The 18,291-nt window shown below is 57.1% G+C and carries 16 protein-coding genes; 6 read left to right on the plus strand and 10 right to left on the minus strand.

Features of this window, described 5'->3' with window-relative positions; all coding sequences use genetic code 11:
• Positions 1 to 17 precede the first annotated feature (17 nt).
• From DBY66_RS09360 to pmbA, 3 genes are all read right to left on the minus strand, one after another.
• The gene (locus tag DBY66_RS09360) at positions 18 to 347 is read right to left on the minus strand and encodes a glycine dehydrogenase (RefSeq protein ID WP_039380564.1); all 330 of its coding nucleotides are present in this window, start codon (positions 345 to 347) and stop codon (positions 18 to 20) included.
• A gap of 254 nt (positions 348 to 601) precedes the next feature.
• Positions 602 to 988 (minus strand): cytochrome b562, encoded by a 387-nt coding sequence (gene cybC, locus DBY66_RS09365; RefSeq protein WP_071669184.1) that lies wholly within the window; start codon positions 986 to 988, stop codon positions 602 to 604.
• Between the two features lie 72 nt (positions 989 to 1,060).
• Positions 1,061 to 2,401: a metalloprotease PmbA gene (pmbA, locus tag DBY66_RS09370; RefSeq protein WP_094111026.1), complete on the minus strand. Its 1,341-nt coding sequence runs from the start codon at positions 2,399 to 2,401 to the stop codon at positions 1,061 to 1,063.
• Between the two features lie 115 nt (positions 2,402 to 2,516).
• On the opposite strand from pmbA, the gene yjgA reads away from it, so the two are divergent.
• Complete coding sequence (gene yjgA / locus DBY66_RS09375) at positions 2,517 to 3,059, plus strand: ribosome biogenesis factor YjgA (RefSeq protein WP_065648113.1); 543 nt, start codon at positions 2,517 to 2,519, stop codon at positions 3,057 to 3,059.
• A 55-nt stretch (positions 3,060 to 3,114) separates the two neighbouring features.
• Here yjgA and mpl read toward each other — a convergent pair whose 3' ends face one another.
• On the minus strand, positions 3,115 to 4,470 hold the full coding sequence (gene mpl, locus DBY66_RS09380; RefSeq protein WP_039380571.1) for a UDP-N-acetylmuramate:L-alanyl-gamma-D-glutamyl-meso-diaminopimelate ligase: 1,356 nt from the start codon (positions 4,468 to 4,470) through the stop codon (positions 3,115 to 3,117).
• 168 nt (positions 4,471 to 4,638) lie between these two features.
• On the opposite strand from mpl, the gene fbp reads away from it, so the two are divergent.
• Positions 4,639 to 5,646: a class 1 fructose-bisphosphatase gene (fbp, locus tag DBY66_RS09385; RefSeq protein ID WP_039380574.1), complete on the plus strand. Its 1,008-nt coding sequence runs from the start codon at positions 4,639 to 4,641 to the stop codon at positions 5,644 to 5,646.
• Positions 5,647 to 5,701: 55 nt separating this feature from the next.
• Here fbp and DBY66_RS09390 read toward each other — a convergent pair whose 3' ends face one another.
• Complete coding sequence (locus DBY66_RS09390; protein ID WP_039385652.1) at positions 5,702 to 7,261, minus strand: methyl-accepting chemotaxis protein; 1,560 nt, start codon at positions 7,259 to 7,261, stop codon at positions 5,702 to 5,704.
• 260 nt (positions 7,262 to 7,521) lie between these two features.
• On the opposite strand from DBY66_RS09390, the gene DBY66_RS09395 reads away from it, so the two are divergent.
• Both DBY66_RS09395 and ppa read left to right on the plus strand, forming a co-directional pair.
• Complete coding sequence (locus DBY66_RS09395; protein WP_039380575.1) at positions 7,522 to 7,971, plus strand: DUF441 domain-containing protein; 450 nt, start codon at positions 7,522 to 7,524, stop codon at positions 7,969 to 7,971.
• A 101-nt stretch (positions 7,972 to 8,072) separates the two neighbouring features.
• Complete coding sequence (ppa, locus tag DBY66_RS09400) at positions 8,073 to 8,603, plus strand: inorganic diphosphatase (protein WP_039380576.1); 531 nt, start codon at positions 8,073 to 8,075, stop codon at positions 8,601 to 8,603.
• 72 nt (positions 8,604 to 8,675) lie between these two features.
• Here the strand turns inward: ppa and DBY66_RS09405 are convergent, their stop codons facing one another.
• Genes DBY66_RS09405 through DBY66_RS09415 form a run of 3 tightly spaced genes read right to left on the minus strand, consistent with a single transcriptional unit; the run spans position 8,676 to position 14,538 of the window.
• Positions 8,676 to 9,029 carry a gamma-glutamylcyclotransferase gene (locus DBY66_RS09405; RefSeq protein WP_039380578.1) on the minus strand — a complete coding sequence of 118 codons (354 nt, stop codon included), beginning with the start codon at positions 9,027 to 9,029 and terminating at the stop codon, positions 8,676 to 8,678.
• Positions 9,030 to 9,031: 2 nt separating this feature from the next.
• Complete coding sequence (locus tag DBY66_RS09410; RefSeq protein WP_108569950.1) at positions 9,032 to 12,802, minus strand: translocation/assembly module TamB domain-containing protein; 3,771 nt, start codon at positions 12,800 to 12,802, stop codon at positions 9,032 to 9,034.
• Positions 12,799 to 14,538 (minus strand): autotransporter assembly complex family protein, encoded by a 1,740-nt coding sequence (locus DBY66_RS09415; protein WP_039380582.1) that lies wholly within the window; start codon positions 14,536 to 14,538, stop codon positions 12,799 to 12,801. The genes DBY66_RS09410 and DBY66_RS09415 overlap by 4 nt, the downstream gene beginning before the upstream one ends.
• Positions 14,539 to 14,988: 450 nt before the next feature.
• On the opposite strand from DBY66_RS09415, the gene DBY66_RS09420 reads away from it, so the two are divergent.
• The gene (locus tag DBY66_RS09420; protein WP_039380584.1) at positions 14,989 to 16,326 is read left to right on the plus strand and encodes a hemolysin family protein; all 1,338 of its coding nucleotides are present in this window, start codon (positions 14,989 to 14,991) and stop codon (positions 16,324 to 16,326) included.
• Positions 16,327 to 16,424: 98 nt separating this feature from the next.
• Here DBY66_RS09420 and DBY66_RS09425 read toward each other — a convergent pair whose 3' ends face one another.
• Complete coding sequence (locus DBY66_RS09425; protein WP_039380586.1) at positions 16,425 to 16,631, minus strand: DUF1107 domain-containing protein; 207 nt, start codon at positions 16,629 to 16,631, stop codon at positions 16,425 to 16,427.
• A 311-nt stretch (positions 16,632 to 16,942) separates the two neighbouring features.
• Between DBY66_RS09425 and DBY66_RS09430 the strand changes: the two genes are divergently transcribed.
• A complete protein-coding gene (locus DBY66_RS09430; RefSeq protein WP_108569951.1) occupies positions 16,943 to 17,500 on the plus strand; it encodes a YtfJ family protein in 558 nt (185 codons plus the stop codon).
• 29 nt (positions 17,501 to 17,529) lie between these two features.
• On the opposite strand, the gene cysQ is transcribed toward DBY66_RS09430, so the two are convergent.
• A complete protein-coding gene (cysQ, locus tag DBY66_RS09435; RefSeq protein WP_094111030.1) occupies positions 17,530 to 18,276 on the minus strand; it encodes a 3'(2'),5'-bisphosphate nucleotidase CysQ in 747 nt (248 codons plus the stop codon).
• Positions 18,277 to 18,291 lie beyond the last annotated feature (15 nt).

Genomic DNA, 18,291 nt, shown 5'->3' on the forward strand with positions numbered 1-18,291 from the left:
GTTCACTTCCTCTCTGTTTATGCGTCGTTACTTTTCGCCACTTCAATATGCACCGAGAGCAGCCAGGCCTCTTCCACCGGCAGATTGCCGAACAGATCGACGATCTGTTGCGCCAGCTGCAGGCTGTCAGGCGGAATATCATCAAACAGCTCCGCTTCTACCTCCGGCAGCGCCTCGCCGCTTAGCGAGCGGCTGGCCATCGCCTGAACGTGCGAATTCAGCATCTGCTGCTGCACCGGTGTGGGGCTAATCTGGTGCGCGGTATAGAGGATCGCGATTTGACTTAATATGCGATCCGCCAGCGCCTGAACGGCTTCTGCGTTCAGCGGGACAGCATCACTCCTCACCCTTCTACTCCTGTTTACGGCAGATAATTCGCGTTAAAAAACAAACTACGCGTTCCGTCCGGCCGTGTGGAGACGCACTTTTTCCACCCTGAAACGGAAATGTGGCAACGCGCGGTGCGTCAAATCGCAGACAGCACATATCGCGCATGCCAGCGGCTGGCATGCATCAGGCGTGCGGGAAAGTTATATATTTGCAGAGGAGTGTGCAGGGGAGGATCGGTAAAGCGGGCCAGCACGCAGGCTGGCCCCGAGTATCAGCGGAATTTCTTATGGTTGGTATTGCGGATATCTTCCAGTTTTTTCGCTTCGGCTTTTGCCTCATCCAGCTTGCTGGCCTGAGCGAGCTTGTCGACCACGTCAATCTGCGCAATCAGTGCGTCAAGACCGGCGTGATAATCTTTGATCTGTGCGCTATCCGCCGGCTGCCCTTCCAGCTTGTCCGGCGTGGAATTTTTGGCATCCTGCGCGGCCTGGCGCATTTTACCGAGCGCAGTATGCATCTCCTGCGCGTCATCCGTTTTCTTCACTACGCTCAGGTTCTCTTTCAGCGTATCCATATCCTGTTCAAGATCTGCCGCCAGCACGCTGGCAGAAGAGAACAGTAACGACAGAGACAACATTGCAATTAAATGCTTACGCATGACGTGTTCCTTTTAATTATTATCGGGCAAAAAAAAAGCAGCCTTGCCGGCTGCTTTCTGGAAGCGATGTCGTTATTGTCCGGCGATTTTCATCTCCGGCAGCAGCACCGATCCGCATTGTATATTGCTGCGGGTTTCAATGTCGTTACCGACCGTAACCATATTGCGCCACATCTCTTTAAGGTTTCCTGCAATTGTGACTTCGCTCACAGGATACTGAATTTCGCCGTTTTCAACCCAGAAGCCCGCCGCGCCGCGCGAGTAGTCGCCGGTCATGGCGCTGACGCTCTGACCCATCAGTTCAGTGACAATCAGGCCGCGTCCCATCTGTTTAACGAGGTCATCAAAGCTGTGGCCCTGACCGGCAATGCGCCAGTTATGTATGCCGCCCGCGTGGCCGGTGCTCTGCAGGCCAAGCTTGCGCGCTGAATAGCTGGTCAGCAGCCAGTTCTGCAGCACACCCTCTTTGATAATATCGCGCGCTTCGGTTCGCACGCCTTCACTGTCAAACGGCGTCGAGGCGAGTCCTTTCAGCAGATGCGGCTGCTCCTGAATCGTCAGCCATGAGGGCAGGATCTGCTGGCCCAGCGAGTCGAGCAGAAACGTCGATTTGCGATAGACGCTGCTGCCGCTGATCATACCAACCAGATGACCAAACAATCCGGTGGCGACCTCAGGTGCAAACAGCACCGGTGCTTTCATGGTTGGCAGCTTGCGCGGGGCAAGGCGGGCCAGCACGCGGCGGGCACACTCGTTACCGACCCACTCTGCGCTCTGCAGATCGTCTATCGAGCGGCCGATAGTATAGGCGTAGTCACGCTCCATATCGCCATCCTGCTCGGCAATGACACAGCTCGACAGCGAGTGGCGGCTGGAGCAGTAGCTCTGCAGCATGCCGTGACTGTTACCAAACACTTTGATGCCAACGTGGCTGTTGAAGCTGCCACCTTCCGTATTGGTAATGCGCTTGTCCGCCTGCAGCGACGCCTGTTCAGCACGCGCGGCCAGCTCGATGGCGCGATCGGCGTCGATCTCCCACGGATGGTAGAGATCAAGATCGGGTGCATCAAACGCCAGCAGTTCACGCTCTGCCGGTGCAGCGTAAGGATCGGGTGAGGTGTAGCGCGCAATGTCGATCGCTGCCTGCACGGTGCTTTTTATGGCATCGGGACTGAGATCGGTCGATGAGGCGCTGCCTTTGCGGTTTTGATGATAGACGGTGATACCAAGCGCACCGTCGCTGTTGAATTCGACGTTTTCCACTTCACCATAGCGCGTGCTGACGCCGATGCCGGTGGTTTTTGTCACCGCAACTTCCGCACCATCGGTGTGAGCTTTAGCGAGTTCCAGCGCCTGGGCGACAGCCTGTTCCAGCGCTTTACGTTGTTCTGCAACCTGAGTAGATACGTTCATCGACCTGCCGTCTAATCTTAAGTGTGAATCTGTTGAGTCTATCAGACTCAGAGAACAATTTCGCAGTCGCCCGATAAACTGGTAGGATTAGCCTCTTTTTTTAAGGAGCCAAGAGATGACCAGGCAGCCCGAAGACTGGCTCGACGATGTACCGGATAATCAGGAAGAAGAAGATGAAGAGATTATCTGGGTCAGCAAAAGTGAAATTAAACGTGACGCCGAAGAGCTAAAACGCCTCGGTGCCGAGCTGGTTGATCTGGGGAAAAACTCCCTGGATAAGATCCCGCTCGATGAGGATCTGCGCAACGCGATTGAGCTGGCGCAGCGTATTAAGAAAGAGGGTCGCCGTCGCCAGCTGCAGCTGATTGGTAAAATGCTGCGCCAGCGCGATGAAGATCCGATCCGTCAGGCGCTGGATAAGCTGAAAAACCGTCACAACCAGCAGGTGGCGCTGTTCCACAAGCTGGAGCATCTGCGCGACCGCCTGATCGATCAGGGTGACGACGCGATGACCGAGGTGATCACGCTCTATCCGCAGGCCGATCGGCAGCAGCTGCGCAGCATGATCCGCAACGCGCAGAAAGAGAAGGCGGCGAATAAAACGCCAAAAGCAGCCCGGCAGATCTTCCAGTATCTGCGCGAGCTGGCTGAAGCGTAAGAGGCGGCCTGCCGGCCGCACGCTCTCCGGAGGCGTCCTGCAGGACGCCCCAGCCTTAGCGTCCCAGTCGCTCCAGCAGTTTTTGATGGATCCCGCCAAAACCGCCGTTGCTCATCACCAGAATTGAGTCGCCTGGCTGCGCCTCTTTCGCAATCATTTCCGTCAGCGTATCGACGTCCGCACTCCACTGCGCAGGCGGAATACAGGCGTCTGCCACGTCGGAGACCTGCCACGGAATATGGTGCGGCTGGAGCAGAAAGACCTTGTCTGCCCGGCCCAGCGACGGCGCCAGATCGTTTTTACTGACCCCCATTTTCATGGTGTTGGAGCGGGGCTCCAGTACCGCGAGGATGCGCGCCCTGCCACCTACTTTGCTGCGCAGCGCCGCCAGCGTGGCGTGTATCGCCGTCGGGTGGTGGGCAAAATCGTCATAGACCTTGATACCGTTGACCTCACCGCGCAGCTCCAGCCGGCGGCGCGCGTTGATAAAGCTGCTGAGCGCCTCGCCCGCATCTGCCGGTTTCACACCCACGTGGCGCGCGGCGGCAATCGCCATCAGGCCGTTATGCATATTGTGTTCGCCGACCAGCCCCCAGTTCACCTCGGCCACTTTTTCCCCCTCCAGCCAGACTTCCCAGCGGGCGGCGTCTGGCGTCAGCTTTTTCGCCTGCCAGTGGCCATGTTCGCCTGTGGTCTCCTGCTCGCTCCAGCAGCCCATCGCCATCACCTGCTTCAGGTTGTGATCGTGTTCCGGCAGCAGGATTTTGCCCTGGCCGGGTATGATGCGGATCAGATGATGGAACTGCTTCTGGATAGCGCGCAGGTCGTCGAAGATATCTGCATGGTCAAACTCAAGGTTATTGAGGATTAGCGTACGCGGGCAGTAGTGCACAAACTTGGAGCGCTTGTCGAAGAAGGCGCTGTCATACTCATCCGCTTCAATGACAAAGAATGGGCTTTTTCCTAATTTTGCCGAGACGTCGAAGTTGCCCGGCACGCCACCGATGATAAAGCCTGGTTCGAGGCCGCACGCCTCGAGGATCCACGCTGCCATGCCGGCAGTAGTGGTTTTACCGTGCGTTCCGGCTACGGCCAGCACCCAGCGATCGCGCAGCACAAAATCGTGCAGCCACTGCGGCCCGGAGAGGTAGGGAATGTTGCGCTCCAGCACGGCTTCAACACAGGGATTACCGCGCGTCATGGCGTTACCGATAATCACCAGGTCTGGCGCCGGATCGAGCTGCGACGCCTCGTAACCCTCAGTTAATTCAATGCCTTGCTGCTCAAGCAGCGTACTCATCGGCGGGTAAACATTTGCGTCCGAGCCGGTTACCTGATGTCCCAGCGAACGCGCCAGCATAGCCAGGCCGCCCATAAAAGTGCCACAAATGCCGAGGATGTGAATGCGCATAAATAGATCCATTAACTGAAAGTTCGGCGCACAGTGTAACCCCGAGTCTGAAGGGAAGAAACGGATTAGGACTATGGTTTTTAAAGTTCAATCGGCTAAACTGCGTACGCATACGTTGGCAGTTTGTTACAGCTGCTGCCACTCCATCGTAGATTCAGGGAATGTGTTATGAAAACGTTAGGCGAATTCATCGTCGAGAAGCAACACGACTTTCCTCACGCCACAGGTGAACTGACGGCGCTGATTTCCTCCATTAAGCTGGGCGCTAAAATCATTCACCGCGATATTAATAAAGCGGGTCTGGTGGATATTCTGGGTGCCAGCGGCGTGGAAAACGTGCAGGGCGAACAGCAGATGAAGCTGGACCTCTTCGCGAATGAAAAACTGAAAGCTGCCCTGAAAGCGCGTGGTGTGGTTGCCGGCATCGCCTCTGAAGAAGAGGATGAGTTTGTTATCTTTGAAGGCTCGGAAGATGGCAAATATGTGGTGCTGATGGATCCGCTGGATGGCTCATCCAACATTGACGTAAACGTTTCTGTCGGAACCATTTTCTCTATCTATCACCGCATCAGTGAACCCGGTACGCCGATCACAGAAGCGGACTTTATGCAGCCGGGGAATCAGCAGGTGGCCGCAGGTTATGTGGTGTATGGCTCCTCAACCATGATGGTCTATACCACCGGCGTCGGCGTGCACGCCTTTACCTATGATCCGTCGCTCGGCGTTTTCTGCCTGAGCCACGAGCGCATGACCTATCCGGCAAAGGGCTACACCTATTCCATTAACGAAGGTAACTACATTCGCTTCCCGCAGGGCGTGAAGAAATACCTGAAGTTTTGCCAGGAAGAGGATATCGACACGCATCGTCCTTATACCTCGCGCTATATCGGTTCGCTGGTGGCAGACTTCCACCGTAACCTGCTGAAAGGCGGCATCTACCTCTACCCAAGCACCGCCAGCCATCCCAACGGCAAGCTGCGCCTGCTGTATGAGTGCAACCCGATGGCGTTTCTCGCCGAGCAGGCGGGCGGTAAAGCCAGCGACGGTAAAAACCGTATTCTTGACCTGCAGCCTGAAACGCTGCACCAGCGCTGCCCGTTCTTCTGTGGTAACGAAGCGATGGTCGATGATGTTGAGCGCTTTATCCGCGAATATCCGGATAACCACGGCGCCTGAGCCGTGCCGGACAGTAAAAAAACCCGCCGCTGAGCGGGTTTTTTATGGTTTGCGCTTACGCCGCGGCGATGCGGAACTGCGCCATTGAGGCCTGCAGCTGCTGCGACTGCGCTTCCAGCAGCCGGGTGGCGGCTCCCGCCTGCTCCACCAGCGCCGCGTTCTGCTGCGCCGCTTCATCCATCTGCGTCACCGCCATATTGACCTGCTCAATACCGCGACTCTGCTCGTCAGATGCACCGGAGATCTCTTTCATCAGCGTCGTTACGCGCATCACTTCACCGGCGATCTCATCCATGGTCGCCCCCGCGCGCGTCGCCATCTCACTGCCCTCTTTCACCCGCGTCTGCGACTCGCTGATCAATGTCCGGATCTCTTTCGCCGCGCTGGCGCTGCGTCCTGCCAGCGTACGTACTTCATTCGCCACCACGGCAAAGCCCCGGCCCTGCTCGCCAGCGCGCGCCGCTTCTACCGAGGCGTTAAGCGCCAGAATATTAGTCTGAAAGGCAATACCGTCAATCACGCTAAGGATATCCGCGATGCGGTTGGAACTCTGCGTGATCTCCTGCATCTTCTCCATAACGTAGCACACCACTTCGGCACCGCGGCCGGCGGTGTCAGAGACGCTGCTGGCGAGCTGATTTGCCTGCTGCGCATTAACGGCGTTGAGCCGCACGGTGGCGGTGAGCTGTTCCATGCTGGCAGCAGTCTGCTCCAGTGATGCGGCAGACTCCTCGGTACGCTGTGAGAGATGTACCGTACCGGCCGCCAGCTCGCGGCTGCCGGTATCGATCTGCAGGCTGGCTTCGCGCACCTGACTCACAGAGTGGCGCAGCGCGCGCTGCATAACGGCCAGCGCCTGATTCAGACGGCCAATCTCATTGTGACCGGCAGCCGGCAGCGGCTGCGACAGATCGCCCGCAGCCACCTGCTCCAGATGCCGGACGGCGCTCTCCAGCGGACGCAGCAGCGCCTGACGCAGCAGCAGCCAGGCCAGGCCGGTCAGCAGCAGGGTGAGCGCCACCGCAATGCCGATCAGGATTTTCATCTGCCACTCATTGTGCGCCGCCTGCGCCAGCCGTGCGGCAGAGACCTCATCGGCGTAGAGGCTGAATGCGTTAACCGCACCGGCATAGCGGGCCGCAAGCTGCGATACATTGCCCTCCAGTACCTGGTAATATTCATCGGTATACTGCTTTTCCAGCGCGGCCATCATCGGCGCAACTGCACCCTGCTGATACGCTTTATAGGCGGCGGCGATCGCCTCCGCCAGCGTTTTGCCGTGAGCCGTTACGGTGCCGGCGTCGATAAACGCCTGCAGATGCCGCTGCGAGCTGGCGACGTCCGCGGCGGCCTGCTTCGTGACGGCGGTCCCCTCATCCAGCAGACCAATCTCAATTTTGCGCACCGCCAGCGCGGCGCTGGCGCGTGCGCGCATCAGGTCGGCGTTGCTCTGATAAAGGCTATTCAGTTCAATTCCCTGAATACGATTGATGGCGTTAAGCGACTGATTACCGGCATTGATGGCGTAAATGCCCATGCCGCTGACGGCCAGCAGCAGCAGCGTCATGCAGATAAGCAGCGAAAGTAAGGCAGTGCGAAGCGAGAGCTGAGCAATCATGATAATTCCCGTATGCGGTAAAAAAGGGAGAATCCAGTGACCCTAAACGAAGAAATTATCGGCTGTGACGTGCGGAAACTTTACCGGTGCCTGACGATCGGGCGAATGATGATCGCTCATGCTGTGAATTCTCTTTACTGCAGCAGAGATAATTATGCATAAGCCGGTTGCGCCATTTTTTCTGATGGTTGATAAAGGACAGCAGACAAACCGTTGCATGGCTCATTGTCAGCCTGCTGATTATTTATGGAGAAATCATGGCCCCCTACGCCTCAACGCTGATCCTTATCTGTCTCGCCATACTGAGTTATTTTGTTCATAACAGCGCTGTGACGATTTCGATTCTGATCCTGCTGGCCATCAAGCTCACGCCGCTGGCGCAGTTTTTCCCTTACGTGGAGAAACAGGGTATTCAGATGGGAATTATTATTCTGACCGTCGCCGTCATGGCACCGCTGGCGAGCGGCACCCTGCCGGTGAGCGCCCTGCTGAAATCATTTGCCAGCTGGCAGTCCATCGTGGCAATTCTGGTTGGCGTATTTGTTGCGTGGCTCGGCGGGCGCGGCGTCAGCTTTATGAGCATTCAGCCATCGGTGGTTGCCGGGCTGCTGATTGGTACCGTGATTGGCGTGGCGTTCTTTCGCGGCGTGCCGGTAGGGCCGCTGATTGCGGCGGGCATTGTCTCGCTATTTGTGACGGCGAAGTAGCGGGCTTGGAGCATTCCGAAACGCCAAAAAGGGGGCATACTTTCAGAGTCAGTTGGCTATAATAGCCGTCACTCAACATACGACTAATGAAGGAAAGCCAGATGAGTCTGAACCAGGTGCCTGCAGGTAAAGATCTGCCAGAAGATATCTATGTAATTATTGAGATCCCGGCGAATGCCGATCCGATCAAATATGAAGTGGATAAAGAGTCTGGCGCCCTGTTTGTAGACCGCTTTATGTCTACCGCCATGTTCTATCCGTGCAACTACGGCTACATCAACAACACGCTGTCACTGGATGGTGACCCGGTTGACGTGCTGGTGCCAACCCCTTATCCGCTGGTGCCGGGTTCAGTGATCCGCTGCCGTCCGGTTGGCGTTCTGAAGATGACCGATGAGTCTGGCGAAGATGCCAAACTGGTGGCGGTGCCGCATACCAAACTGAGCAAAGAGTACGATCACATCAAAGATGTGAACGACCTGCCAGAGCTGCTGAAAGCGCAGATCACCCACTTCTTTGAGCACTACAAAGATCTGGAAAAAGGCAAGTGGGTGAAGGTTGACGGCTGGGATAACGCAGAAGCGGCCAAAGCTGAAATCATCACCTCTTTCGAGCGCGCGCAGCAGAAATAATCTTTGCCGGGCAGACCGGCTGAGATGCGCGTTACCGATAAAAAAACACCGCCTTTACGGCGGTGTTTTTATTTATGCATCTGCAGCGTCATCGCGTTGCAGCCAGTCGCCGCTGGCAATGTGCGGTCGCCCCGCGACTGAGCGCTGGTAGACGTACAGCCAGGCGCTGCCGTAAGGCGTCTGAATAAGCTGACGCTTATACTCGCCGTTCTTGCAGCGCAGGGCATCCAGCTCACCGAGCGTGCTGGCATCAATGCGGTATACCTCACCCAGGACGGTTCCTTCGCCCTCCACCACACCCGGGTAAAGCCCCAGATTATAGAGGTCAAACCCCTTAATCTGGTGCTCGCCGAGCCACTGCGCATTGGTCATCCAGTGACTATTTCCCTGCTTGCGCCGTAAACTGCCGTAGACAATTATTCGCATTGCTAGAACTCAAACTGATAGAGCAAATCCAGCGCCTGATCGAGACCAGACACAGCTTCCAAATAGAGTTTTGGCATCAGGCGATAACGCAGAGTCAGCGTCGCCAGTGAGTCAAAGATACCTACGCCATATTTCACCTGCAGCCCCGGCAGCACATAGCCGCTGACCTGAACCTGCTGGCTGTCACCTACGCCTGTGGTATCAAGCGCAAGATTACTGACGCCAAACGTCTCACCGATTTTACCCACAACCTGCCCACTTTGTGCAACCCCCAGCCCCACCAGCGCGGAGGTTAATGCATTACTGTCACCGTCGCTGTTCAGTCCCTGACCGCGTAACAGGTAAGAGAGCGCTTCCTGCTGCGACATGGCCGGATCGGAGAATACTTCCACTTTCGGCTCATCCGCCAGACCGGTCACGCGCAGACCCGCCGTGACATCATCTTCAGTGGCATCCGGGTTGCGGATCGCTTCCAGATTAACATACGGCTGATCCGGCGGGCCGGCAAACTGCAGCTCACCTTTGCGGACGATCAGATCCTGCCCATAGGCGTGGAAACGGCCTGACGGAATATTGATCTGCCCGTTAAGGCCGAGTCCGGTTTTATCCTGTACCAGCTTCAGGTCGCCGCTGAGGCGCGCTTTCAGGCCAAACGCGGAGAGGCGCACATCATTGCCGACGTGGATCACCAGATTACTGTTAATCGGGATGGCAGCCGTTTTTGGCGCTATAGGTTTGAGGTTCTCATCCAGCATCACTTCATCCGATGAGACGCCGGTAGCGCTCGCCGGCACCTCCTGTACGGTGATACGCGCCCACGGCACATCCACTTTACCGTCCAGGCTGAACGCGGCAGGCGTCGCCTCAAAAACCAGATCCGGCGAGACATCCATGCGCACCATCGGCGGCACGGTAACGCGAATGCGGCTGCCCTGCGCCGTGACACGCGCACGCCAGTTATCGAGCTGGCTCCAGTCAGCATTTCCGCCCAGATTCAGGCTGCCCTGCTGCGTCTGAATCAGACCATTCAGCGTAGAGCTCATGCCGTTGAATACCATGTTCAGGTTAGCCGACGTCAGCGTCACCGGTATAAAGCTTGCCTGGGCGTTGACATCGCTCAGGCCGAGCTGGCCAAACACCTGCGGACGCTGCAGCGTCCCGCCCAGCCGCAGATTGCTGTTGAGCCTGCCCTGCACTTTCTCGCCCTGCGACAGCGCCGGATTCAGCATTGCCAGGGAGATGTTGCTGATGCCGATGTTGCCGGAGAGCTGTCGCCGGTTCTGCGGATCGTTGATCTGCACGTTGCCGTTAAGCTGGCCATTGTTAGCAATACGGATCAGCCAGTCGAGCTGCGCGCGTCCGTCACGCAGTGCCGCGTTGAGGTTCAGCGTATCGAACGCTATCGGCAGCGCATTACCCTGCACATCCTGCACGACTTTTACGCCACTGCCTTTCAGCGCCACGGTGCCGGTTGGCAGCGCGCCGTCCGCGCTCCAGTTAACGCGCACATCCCCGCTGAACAGACCGCTAAGCCGGGTGGCATCGGTCAGAAACGGCTTCACCATCGCCAGATCAAAGCGATTCAGCACAACGTGCGCCCGGCCGCTCGCGCCCGCCTCAATCGGTTCCGGTACACAGAGCTGCGCATTGGGGTTCTGCCAGCAGTGCGGACCAATGGTTGCGCTCTGCTTGCTGTTGAGATAGTCAATCGCCATGGCGCGCGTCAGGCGCCACTCACCGACCGGGGTATCAAAGCGGGTATTATTCAGCGACCCCTGCCAGCGGCCAGCCTGACGATCAAAGCTGCCGTTCAGCGCCAGCTGACCTGAAACCGGCTCACCCTGAACATTGAGTTTCAGCTGATGCTGCTTCTCGCTGCCGTCGGCATTCAGCGTCAGCAGGTTGATTTTCAGCGCCTCCTGCTGCAGCTGTTCCACGCGCAGCTGCAGCTTGCCGGCCACCTGCTCACCCGACTTGATGTCGCTCTGCAGCGTGGCGCGGCGGATCAGCAGCTGCTGCCAGCGCAGGCCGGTAGCGGTAAGATCGGCCAGCAGCTGCGGCGCCTGCAGCGTGCCGCGCGCGTTAATAGCCCCTTTGACGACGCCGCCAAGGCCCGGCAGCGCGTTGTCGAGACGCGGTGCATCCACAATCGCATCCAGATTCAGCGTATCGCCCAGTTCGCCTTTTACATCCAGATAGTTACGTCCCAGCGCCACATTCAGGCCCGGAATTTTCCACTGGTTGTAGCTATTACCGCTCAGGGAACCTTGCGCGCGTACGGCATTCTGCTTCACGTTACCGTTAAGCTCCAGCTGCGGTACGCGCAGCTGCCAGCTGCCGCCGTAAAGGCTGCCGCGCGTGGTGATTTTGCCATCCAGCTTCGCAGGCCAGTCAGGATACTGCTTCGCCGTATTGATACCGGCCAGCGTCAGCTCGCTGCGCCAGCTAATCGCTTTGCGCCAGTCCACCAGCGCCGAGAGATCGATGTTGCCCTGCAGCGCGGCGACGCGCAGTTTATCCAGCGTAAACTGCTGCTCGTTGCCGTTGCCATCGAGCGTAATCGTTGCCGGTGGGATCGCCTCGCCTTTTACCGCCGCACGCAGCGACATCACATAGTCGGTGGCTTTGCCTTTGAACTGATAGTCGAAATTATCTGCCTGGTACTGCACCGGTCCGGTCAGCGGCCAGCGCAGCTGCGGGCTGGTCAGCGTCAGCGACAGCGGCAGTTCAGCGACGGCAGGCTGTGCCGTCGCCGCAAGCTGCGCGCGCACCGGTCCGGAGAGGTTCAGCCCCAGCTGCAGCTCGTCGCGCATTTCACCGCCCAGCGTCAGCTTCACTTTTTCGCCTTTTACCGGATCGATATTCAGCGCGCCGTTCAGCGTGAAGTTAACCGGCCAGTTGCCCGCCAGCTGCGCGTCACCGCGGGCGCTCACCTGGCCCTGGGGTGAATCGATATCAAACGTCTCCAGCTGCAGATGCGTATCTGCCGTTTTGGCTTTTACCAGCAGGCGCGAGAGAGTGAGATCCGTATCCCCGGTAATGCGCAGCTGCTCGCCGAGCAGCGACTGGACGGTGATATCCAGCGGCAGACGGAAGTCAGGCAGCTCCGGCAGCAGCGGTTTGGCAAACAGCGCCTGCAGCGTTTCGCCCAGCGGTTTTTCGTCCGGCTGCGGCTGCTGAACTTTCGGCTGAACAATCTCTTCATTCGCCACCTGAGCCGCTTTTGGCAGCGCAATCAGCAGGCTCTGGATACGGGTAGGATAGAGCGTCAGCGCCCGAGCCTGCCACTGCAGACCGGTGCTGAAATCGAGCAGTGAAATCGCCGTATCATCAACTTTAACGTTGATATTGTGCAGCGCGACATTCCGCAGCGCGATCGGGTAAGGCGTGCTGAGATTAGTACTGCCCGACTCCTCCGGTGGCGGCGGCTCGCTGGCCGGCGTCATTTTTTTGCTGTCGACCACCACACTGACATCCTGCAGCGCGAGCGCGTTGACGCAGACCGAGGAGTGCAGCAGGCAGTTGAGATCCAGCGCGAGATGAAAGCGCCCGGCATCCACGCTGACGCCCGGCATCTCATATTTCACATTATTCAGCGTCAGATTGCGCCAGCCGCCGTCAACCTTGCCGATTGAGAGACCGGGCACCCAGCGGTCAGCCCCTTTCAGCAGCAGATGCAGACCCGGCGTCGTGCCAACCAGCAGCGCCACGCTGCCCAGCAGAACGACCAGAAAAATAATCAGGCCAATCAGGACCTTTTTCCACAGCTTCATAGTTCCGGCCCCAGTCCGACATAAAATTGCAATCCATGCTCCTTGTCATCGCCAACGGGCCGGGCGATATCAAACTTAATGGGCCCGACCGGCGAAGACCAGCGCACGCCTACGCCTGCACCCGTCTTGAAGTTGCTCTGCTTAATATCATTAACCGCTTCCCCGGAGTCGATAAATACTGCGCCCCACCACTTGCCGGAGACGTTGTACTGATACTCCAGCGATCCGGTTGCCAGTTTCGAGGCACCGGTCAGCTTGCCCTCTTCGTCGCGCGGCGAGATATTTTTATATTTATAGCCGCGGATGCTGCGATCCCCGCCGGCAAAGAAACGCAGGTCGGGCGGCACTTTTTCAAAATTATTGGTTTCAATCCAGCCCAGGTTACCGCGTGCCACAAAGCGATGTTTATCCGCCAGCGTACGGATCCAGACGTTCTGCGCCTGCAGGATCAGGAAGTCGACATCGGAACCCCAGGTGGTATCAGAAACGTCGACCGAATAGCGCTGTGAATCGCCCCACGTGGGCATCAGCCCGCCGCGCGACCGCGTGCGGTTCAGGCTCAGGCCCGGATAGAGCAGCATGGTGGTATTGGTTACGTTACCCTGGGTAAAGTGATCGAGACTCCAGCGCAGGTTAACCGCTTTCTGCCAGCCGGAGCTGCTGTCCCAGTTACGCGACATCGCCAGCGTTGTGGTATCCGATTTCGTATCGTTGAGATCGGTACGCTTCAGGCCGCCGGAAAAGGTGTAGTACTGCTCCAGCGGGCTTTTCAGCAGCGGCACTTTGTAGCTGAGATCGAGCTGCTGCTCCGGCGCGGAGACATAGGCGCTGGCCGCAAGACTGTGGCCGCGATCGTTAACCCAGGGTTTTCGCCAGGTGCCTTTCAGGCGCGGGCCGACGTCAGTGGAGTAGCCTACGCCGGTTTCGATGGTATTTTCCACGCGCGGCGAAAGTGCAGCGCTGAGCGGCAGCACTTTGGTTTTACGCCCTTTATCAAACTCCGGGGCCACCACGACAGAGTTAAACCAGCCGGTGGCGGAAAGGCGGCGATTCAGCTCAGCCAGCTCGCGTGAACTGTAGGGATCGCCTTTCTTAAACGGCACCAGATTATGGAGGTAAGCTTCATCTATCTGCGAGCCTTCAAAGCTGACGTCGCCAAATCTGTAGCGCGGGCCGCTGTCGTAATCGATATCCCAGAAAGCCAGCCGCCGCTCTGCGGAGACGCCGAGCTGGCTCTTTTTGAAATCACCGTCAAAATAGCCGTTACGCAGCGCCAGGTTAGAGAAACCGCTTTTGAATTTATCGTAGGTGCCGTGGTTCAGCTGCGAGCCCACTTTTGGTCTGCCCTGCTTTACCCACGCCCGGTAGTCCGGATCCTCTTTCGCTTCACCCTCGATCACAATGGTGCTGCCGCCGATTTTTACCGGTTCGCCGGCTGTCACATGGGCAATCAGAACCGGACGACCACCCTGTGGCGGGGGTGGACGCGATTCAAAGTCAATCTGCGGTTCATAGTAGCCGAGCGCGCGCAGTCCCTCTTTAATGGCATTTGAGACGCGCGCCTGAAAGCGCCCGTCACTGGAGACTTCATCGCTGCCAATAGTGGACAGGCGCGCCCTGACATTTTTTTCTAAATCCCCGGTAAGACCTTCTACCTGCAGTCGCACTTTCGCTGCCTCAACGGCAGGCGCAGCAAGCAGCAGGCTGGCCAAACAATAAGCATGAAATCGCGGCACGCGTACTCCTGTTATCAATGCCTGCCCCCCTTCCGCAGGGGCGTTAATCAGTCAGGCAGGGTTTCACTTCCCCATTTACCCATCAGCATAGCCATCTTTTAGGGCAAGCGGCTACGTTAAACCCACGACTAAGCCAAATTGATCGCTATTGTCGGTAATTGATCGCGGTGATACAACCGGGATGCCGTGCTTCTGTGCGCCGCTGCGCTGCTGTCGGATAAATCTGGTGTCACCGATCGTGCCTCTGGCGGCATGACAGGCGCTGCTGCTATAATCACCGACCAGCAGGCCCTGCCTGCATTCAATTCTGCCCCGACGTTACTTTCTATTGTCGAACTGGCGCAGACATTTTTGGCACGGATAGCCCTGTCAGACTGGTGTGTACCGGACGTACCCCTCTTCGCGCTGCCCAGGCCAAAAATGACAAGTGATTAACTCAACGGATCTTTTATGCTAGATAGCCTGCTTGTCATACTTTTACTGATTGTCATCAGTTCCTTTTTTTCTCTTTCGGAGATCTCGCTGGCGGCCGCCCGCAAGATCAAACTTAAACTGCTGGCTGATGAAGGCAATATCAACGCGCAGCGCGTGCTGAAGATGCAGGAACAGCCCGGCATGTTTTTTACCGTGGTGCAGATCGGCCTGAACGCGGTCGCGATTCTGGGCGGTATCGTTGGTGACGCAGCGTTCTCCCCCGCTTTCAGCAGCCTGTTCAACCGCTTTGTGGAGCCTGAGCTGGCGGAAAAGCTCAGCTTTATCTGCTCCTTTACCATCGTAACCAGCCTGTTCATTCTGTTTGCTGACCTGACGCCCAAGCGCGTCGGCATGATCGCCCCGGAAGCCGTCGCGCTGCGTATCATCAATCCGATGCGCTTTTGCCTGCTGGTCATGCGGCCCCTGGTCTGGCTGTTCAACGGCCTCGCCAACGTCTTTTTCCGTCTCTTTAAGCTGCCGATGGTACGCAAAGATGATATTACCTCTGACGATATCTATGCGGTGGTAGAGGCGGGTGCGCTGGCCGGCGTGCTGCGCAAGCAGGAGCATGAGCTGATTGAGAATGTGTTTGAGCTGGAGTCGCGCACCGTTCCCTCTTCCATGACCTCGCGCGAGAACATCGTCTGGTTCGATCTGCGTGAAGATGAGCTGAGCCTGAAAACCAAAATCGCCCAGCACCCGCACTCAAAGTTCCTGGTGTGCGACGGCGATATCGATCATATCGTCGGCTACGTTGACTCCAAAGAGCTGCTGCTGCGCGTGCTGGGTAATCAGAGCATGGCGCTCAACAGCGGCGTCCAGATCCGCTCGGCGCTGATTGTGCCGGATACGCTGACGCTGTCGGAAGCGCTGGAGAGTTTTAAAACCGCCGGCGAAGACTTTGCCGTGATCATGAATGAGTATGCGCTGGTGGTAGGTATCATCACGCTGAATGACGTGATGACCACGCTGATGGGCGACCTGGTGGGTCAGGGGCTGGAAGAACAGATTGTCGCGCGCGACGAAAACTCCTGGCTGGTCGAAGGGGGCACCCCGATTGATGATGTTATGCGCGTGCTGGATATCGATGAATTTCCGCAGTCCGGCAACTATGAGACCATCGGCGGCTTTATGATGTATATGCTGCGCAAAATCCCGAAACGCACCGACTTTGTGAAGTTTTCCGGCTATAAGTTTGAAGTGGTGGATATCGATAGTTACCGTATCGATCAGCTGCTGGTGACGCGTATTGATGAACGCCCGCCGGCGCTCAGCGTGAAAACCAGTGATGATGAAAATCCATCGCTCTCCTGATCGATAAGCGCATGGCCGTGAAGCCACAGTGCTAAAACAGAAACAGCAGAAACATCAAGGGCGCCAGCGGCGCCCTTTTTACTGCCTGATTTTAACGCTTAGTTATACTCAGCCTGCAGTCGCAGCACCTGACGATTGATTTCTGACATTACGCTGAGGTGCTGTTTATCTTTAACGCGCGGCAAAATCACTTTGCCTTTATCAAACTCAAACGCGCCAACATCCTTGATATACAACCTTCCTTTAAATAGCGTTTTCACATATTTCGCAATTTGCAGCGGATTATATCGCTGGAAGATCTTCATGCTGTTTAACTCCTGAACAGATGTAATACGCTTCGCCGTTGCCAAATGGGTACGAACTCATGAAGCGCAAATGAGGCCTAAATATAGAACAGGATTTTTGATCCGGGTTCCGGAAACATGAATTTTTTACTGAATTGACACATCATTACAGACAACTCTGTCATTCACCTCACAAAATCCAGTATAAACCTTTGTTGGTTACAGATTTGTGGCGCAGGTTGCAAAGCTGCCAGGTTTTCGCGACAGGCGCATCATCCGCGCTTACCATGACAAAAATATGACCAACTGGTCTGATCACTAAGGAGCACTCTATGCGTCTGGCCCTTCCCCTGCTTGCGATCGCCCTGCTATTGCCTGGCCTGGCAGCAGCACACGCTTTTAAAACCGACGAACGCGTGCCGCCGGTGGGTGTTGCCGATCGGGGCGAGCTGATGTATCAGCAGGATAAGTTCAGCTATCAGCCGTGGAACAGCGCTCAGCTTAGCGGCAAAGTACGGGTGATCCTGCATCTCGCCGGACGCATCTCAGCTAAAGAGCAAAACGCGGCGCTGATTGAGGCGATCAAAGCAGCCCAGCTACCGCACGATCGCTATCAGACCACCACGCTGGTCGATACCGATGACGCCATTCCGGGGACCGGCATGTTTGTGCGCAATAGCATTGAAAGTAACAAAGCGCAGTTCCCCTGGTCGCAGTTCATTATCGACAGCAACGGCAGCGCGCGAAAAGCCTGGCAGCTGGGAAAAGGGGAGTCGACCGTAGTGGTGCTGGATAAAACGGCACATATCCGTTTTGCGAAAGAGGGAGCGCTGACGCAGGATGAAGTTAAAGAGGTGATGACGCTGCTTCACTCTCTGCTGCAGCCGTAAATAACGGGAGGCGTATGCCTCCCGATGCATTAAAACAGAGAAACGCGGAAACCGGGATTCAGGAAGGATTCGCGCGGCGTATAGTCAAGCGTACGCCCCTGCCAGTCATGCACATGGGCCCCCGCCGCCAGCGCAACCGCATGGCCTGCACCGGTATCCCAGATATTGGTAGGCCCGAAGCGCGGATAGAGCTGCGCTTTACCTTCGGCCACCAGGCAGAACTTCAGCGATGAACCGATAGCCGTGGTCTGGTGTTCGCCCAGCTGCGTCAGGTACTCCTTCAGCTCCGGATCGTTGTCAGCGTGCGAGCGGCTGACGACGACCAGCGGTGGCCGCGCATCCAGCACGTGAATGCGGGTAGTCTGCCCCGCCTCCTCTTTCCACGCTTTACCCTCTGCCGCTGAATAGAGCACGCCCAGCGCCGGCGCATAAACGACGCCCATCACCGGCTTACCCTGATCGATCAGGGCAATGTTGACGGTAAATTCGCCGTTACGCTTGATAAACTCTTTGGTGCCATCCAGCGGATCGACCAGCCAGTAGCGCTGCCACTGCTGGCGGATCGCCCAGGCTGGCGGATCCTCTTCAGACAGCACCGGCAGATCGGGCGCGATCGCTTTTAAGCCCTGTATGATCACATCATGGGCGGCCAGATCCGCCGCGGTAACGGGTGAATCATCCGCTTTACGGGTCACGTCCATCGGCTGTGCGCCGTCATAGACCTGCATAATTGCATCGCCTGCGTCGCGCGCCAGCTGGCAAATTTTATCTAACATGCTTCACCTCATTTT

The sequence above is a fragment of the Pantoea sp. RIT413 genome (assembly GCF_003057675.2).
GTDB lineage: Bacteria > Pseudomonadota > Gammaproteobacteria > Enterobacterales > Enterobacteriaceae > Pantoea > Pantoea eucrina.

Bases quoted from the DNA above. Each gene is read 5' to 3' on its own strand.
- DBY66_RS09430 (WP_108569951.1), top strand. From the start codon at position 16,943: ATGCGTCTGGCCCTTCCCCTGCTTGCGATCGCCCTGCTATTGCCTGGC.
- DBY66_RS09405 (WP_039380578.1), bottom strand. From the start codon at position 9,029: ATGCGAATAATTGTCTACGGCAGTTTACGGCGCAAGCAGGGAAATAGT.
- pmbA (WP_094111026.1), bottom strand. From the start codon at position 2,401: ATGAACGTATCTACTCAGGTTGCAGAACAACGTAAAGCGCTGGAACAG.
- DBY66_RS09425 (WP_039380586.1), bottom strand. From the start codon at position 16,631: ATGAAGATCTTCCAGCGATATAATCCGCTGCAAATTGCGAAATATGTG.
- DBY66_RS09410 (WP_108569950.1), bottom strand. From the start codon at position 12,802: ATGAAGCTGTGGAAAAAGGTCCTGATTGGCCTGATTATTTTTCTGGTC.
- DBY66_RS09420 (WP_039380584.1), top strand. From the start codon at position 14,989: ATGCTAGATAGCCTGCTTGTCATACTTTTACTGATTGTCATCAGTTCC.
- DBY66_RS09395 (WP_039380575.1), top strand. From the start codon at position 7,522: ATGGCCCCCTACGCCTCAACGCTGATCCTTATCTGTCTCGCCATACTG.
- ppa (WP_039380576.1), top strand. From the start codon at position 8,073: ATGAGTCTGAACCAGGTGCCTGCAGGTAAAGATCTGCCAGAAGATATC.
- cybC (WP_071669184.1), bottom strand. From the start codon at position 988: ATGCGTAAGCATTTAATTGCAATGTTGTCTCTGTCGTTACTGTTCTCT.
- fbp (WP_039380574.1), top strand. From the start codon at position 4,639: ATGAAAACGTTAGGCGAATTCATCGTCGAGAAGCAACACGACTTTCCT.
- cysQ (WP_094111030.1), bottom strand. From the start codon at position 18,276: ATGTTAGATAAAATTTGCCAGCTGGCGCGCGACGCAGGCGATGCAATT.
- mpl (WP_039380571.1), bottom strand. From the start codon at position 4,470: ATGCGCATTCACATCCTCGGCATTTGTGGCACTTTTATGGGCGGCCTG.
- yjgA (WP_065648113.1), top strand. From the start codon at position 2,517: ATGACCAGGCAGCCCGAAGACTGGCTCGACGATGTACCGGATAATCAG.